This is a genomic window from Acetobacterium sp. (genome assembly GCF_041752335.1).
In the GTDB taxonomy this organism is placed as follows: Bacteria; Bacillota; Clostridia; order Eubacteriales; family Eubacteriaceae; genus Acetobacterium.
In genome coordinates, this window is record NZ_JBGSHG010000131.1 from 1 (window position 1) to 3,930 (window position 3,930).

Here is a 3,930-nt window from a genome sequence, read left to right on the forward strand (position 1 = left end):
AAGAAATAATGCGTATAATATAGTTTGACTCATACCATGTTGATTAACAGTACCGGAAATTAGCAACGGATTAGAGGGGGGGGTTGAAAATGTCTGAAGTAAAAATCAAAGAAAATGAAACACTCGAAAGTGCATTGCGACGTTTTAAAAGAAAAACAGCAATGGCTGGGGTTATGTCTGAAATTCGCAAAAGAGAGCATTATGAAAAGCCAAGCGTAAAGCGAAAAAGAAAATCAGAAGCAGCTAGAAAAAGAAAGATGAAAAAAAGATAGGATGTGACTAATTGGCATTAAAGGATCAATTACAGGCTGACTTAAAAACAGCAATGAAGGACAAGGACAAGGTTAAGAAATCTACCATTACCATGATTCGGGCGGCTGTTTTACAAGTCGAGAAGGATCAGAAAGTGGAACTGGAAGATGACCAGATTCTTGAAATTATTGCAAAACAGCTCAAACAACGTCGGGATGGCCTGGCCGAGTTTGAGAAAGCTCAAAGAGACGATTTAATCCAGCAGGCTCGCGAAGAGATAACAATCATCGAGGGCTACCTTCCTACACAATTAACGGTTGATGAAATCAAAGTGATTGTGGCTGAAACGATAAAAGAAACCGGTGCCGTTGACGCAAAAGACATGGGAAAAATTATGAGTGCCCTGATGCCGAAGGTTAAAGGCCGGGCAGACGGAAAGCTTGTTAATCAAGTGGTCAGAGAAAGTCTGGCATAGCAAAAAAATTAATACTACACATATAAAGAGGTTTGTCCCTGGGGCAGGCTTCTTTTTTTGTCTGAAAAATTCGAGGTTTGGTTCTGAGTTGCCGTACCGACCAATTGTTAATCTGTTGTTCGCTGCGCCATGCGAAATCCGCTGTGCTCCTTTCGCATTGGTCGCGGGCAGTCGCCAACTACAAGCAAGCTCGTGATTGGCTCGTTGCCTTCGCGCAGAATCGGACAGGCTACGCCGTGTCCGCTCCGATGCGTACAACTTGATGTAACAATTGTCGGTACTACGTTTGCTGTATATTTTGTGATCGGTATTCCAGGACATGGGTAGCTACAAGGTATTTTAAGATTATGGTGATATAATCCCACCAGTGATTAAATTATCGGGAGGAATCAATGGAAAATAATATCAACCTTGAAATTGGACTGACGCAAGCCCAGGTTGAAGAAAGGATAGCAGCCGGAAAGGTTAATATCCAACCCCAATCCAAAACAAAAACCATTGGCAGAATTGTCAAAGATAACAGCTTAACCTTGTTTAATATGCTTAACATCATCCTGGCGTTGATGGTTATTTTTGTGGAGTCATTTCAAAATCTGCTATTTATTAATATTGTTATCATTAATACATTTATTGGCATCTTTCAGGAAATAAAGGCAAAAAAAACCATTGATAAGCTCTCACTGATCTCCCAACCTCATGTTACCGTTTTACGGGACGGCAATCCTCAGGAAATCGTATTTGAAAAAATAGTGTTGGATGATATTCTCATTTTGAAAGCCGGCAAACAGATCCCTTCGGATTCTCAGGTGGTAAAAGGGGAACTGGAAGTCAATGAATCCCTGCTCACCGGCGAGTCGGATTCGATTATGAAATATATGGGGGATACCCTTCTTTCCGGCAGCTTTGTGGTATCCGGGCAGGCCACGGTTCAGGTGACCCAGGTAGGTCTGGAGAATTATGCGTCAAAATTAGTTGAAGCCGTTAAAGTCGCCAAAAAACCAAACTCAGAAATTATGAATGCCCTGGGTTTTATTATGAAAAGCATCAGTATTGTGATTGTCCCCCTCGGTCTGCTGCTACTGTACAAACAACTGATTGTCCAGGACTTGCCACTTCAGGCGGGCGTTACCCAAACGGTGGCAGCTCTGATCGGGATGATTCCAGAGGGACTGGTGCTGTTAACCAGTGTGGCCCTGGCTGTTGGGGTGATCAGATTGGGGCGGCATCAGACCTTGGTTCAGGAGCTATATTGCATTGAAACCCTGGCCCGGGTGGATATGCTCTGTCTCGATAAAACCGGGACCATTACCGAAGGCAATATGGAAGTTTTGTCGATGGAAACCATTTGTCATGATCAAAATCCGGTCCAGGCGATCCGGGCTTTGATTGCCAATCTGAAAGATGACAATGCCACCTTTCGGGCTCTCAGTGAAAGCTGTAAGGGCGAGGCGCCCAAATGGCAATGCGAGCGGGTGATCCCTTTTTCGTCTGATCGAAAGTGGAGCGGTGCTTTTTTTGGGGAACAAGGTACCTTTGTGATCGGGGCCCCGGAATTTATTTTAAAAGACCGCTACGACGAAATTCAGGAAAAGGTTGAACAATATGCCAGTGAAGGCAACCGGGTTTTAATGCTGGGTTACGCCGCTGAACCATTTACAGAAGATGGCAGCCTGCCGGACAATATCAGCACGATTGCACTGCTGCCGATGGGCGATAAAATTCGCCAGGAAGCCAAGAAAACCTTGGAGTTTTTCAGAAACCAGGGGGTAGAAATCAAGGTTATTTCCGGCGACAATCCGGTTACTGTTTCCCAGGTCGCTCATCGGGCGGGTTTATTGGACTGGGACAATTATGTGGATGCATCTACTCTCACAGAAGATGAGGATGTTCGTAATGCGGCTCAGGCTTACTCGGTTTTTGGCCGGGTAACCCCAGGACAGAAACGTCTTTTGATAGAATCCCTCAAAAGTCAGGGTCATACCGTAGCCATGACCGGGGATGGGGTCAATGATGTTCTGGCTTTACGAGAGGCTGACTGCAGTATCGCCATGGCTGAAGGCAGCGATGCCGTGCGTCAGGTTTCCCAGCTGGTCTTGCTCGATTCCAATTTCGCCAGTTTTACCCGGGTTCTGATGGAAGGGCGCCGGGTCATTAATAATATTACCCGGGCGGCATCGCTGTTTTTAGTAAAGACCATGTTTTCGCTGATGCTGGCTATTATTGTGATCATTGCCAATGAGGCCTATCCCTTTGTTCCGATTCAATTAACCCTGATCAGTGCGCTGACCATTGGCGCACCTTCGGTTTTTCTGGCCTTGGAACCCAACAAAAATCGGATCACCGGAAATTTTCTGGAAAAGGTTCTGAAGAAATCCCTGCCGGGAGCTTTAACAGTGGTCTTTAATGTGGTCATGATTATGATTGTCGGTGCTTATCTGCATCTGGATCATCAGCAGATTTCCACGTTAGCGGTTATTTCTACCGGTTTAATTGGCTTAGTTATTCTTTTTCGGGTGTGCCAGCCGCTGGATAATAAACGATGGGCGTTGTTCTTTGTCATGACCGTTTCTTTTTTATGCTGTGTGCTGTTCCTGGAAGATTTGTTTTTCCTGACACCGATTCAGGATTTTTTACCAGCGATGTTTATTGTGCTGGGAATCACTGTCCTGGATATTTACCCGATGCTCAGGATTTTTGATTGGACGGTTAATTGGGCAGAGGGTCTCCTGAATCGTCGGGAAAAAGAAAAAAAGACTGCTAAAGCCACCGTTTTGGAAAAATAGTAAGATTTAGACCTTTTTCACAAAAGAATCAAAAATCTGATTCTTTTGTGAAAAAAAGACTTGCATTAGAGCGTTTGATCGTGCTATAATAAGCAAGTCGTCAAAGATAAGCATTGTTTGAAAGAAAAAAAGATAAAATATCCTTGACAGCGAATCGAAAAACATTTATAATAGTCAAGTATTGTATCGAGGTGTAGCGCAGTTTGGTAGCGCACATGGTTTGGGACCATGGGGCCGGAGGTTCGAATCCTCTCACCTCGACCATTTTTTTAGAAATTACTTGGGGGCCTTTAGCTCAGTTGGTTAGAGCAACCGGCTCATAACCGGTAGGTCCGGGGTTCGAGCCCCTGAAGGCCCACCATATTTTTTTGCCCAGATAGCTCAGTCGGTAGAGCAGGGGACTGAAAATCCCCGTGTCGG

3 protein-coding genes and 2 tRNA genes are annotated in these 3,930 nt (G+C 44.8%); all 5 read left to right on the forward strand.

The genetic code is table 11. The features are described 5' to 3' along the window. The first annotated feature begins 89 nt into the window (after window positions 1–89). The 5 genes from rpsU to ACEW8F_RS16195 all read left to right on the forward strand — a co-directional run bounded on the left by rpsU (window position 90) and on the right by ACEW8F_RS16195 (window position 3,871). On the forward strand, window positions 90–272 hold the full coding sequence (gene rpsU / locus ACEW8F_RS16175) for a 30S ribosomal protein S21 (RefSeq protein ID WP_013379247.1): 183 nt from the start codon (window positions 90–92) through the stop codon (window positions 270–272). A gap of 11 nt (window positions 273–283) precedes the next feature. After that, on the forward strand, window positions 284–727 hold the full coding sequence (locus ACEW8F_RS16180) for a GatB/YqeY domain-containing protein (protein ID WP_373484501.1): 444 nt from the start codon (window positions 284–286) through the stop codon (window positions 725–727). Window positions 728–1,119: 392 nt separating this feature from the next. After that, window positions 1,120–3,510, forward strand: a complete 2,391-nt coding sequence (locus tag ACEW8F_RS16185) for a cation-translocating P-type ATPase (protein WP_373484502.1) — start codon at window positions 1,120–1,122, stop codon at window positions 3,508–3,510. Window positions 3,511–3,697: 187 nt separating this feature from the next. Further along, window positions 3,698–3,774 (forward strand) — tRNA-Pro (locus ACEW8F_RS16190). A 20-nt stretch (window positions 3,775–3,794) separates the two neighbouring features. Continuing rightward, window positions 3,795–3,871, forward strand: a tRNA-Ile gene (locus ACEW8F_RS16195). Window positions 3,872–3,930: the final 59 nt, after the last annotated feature.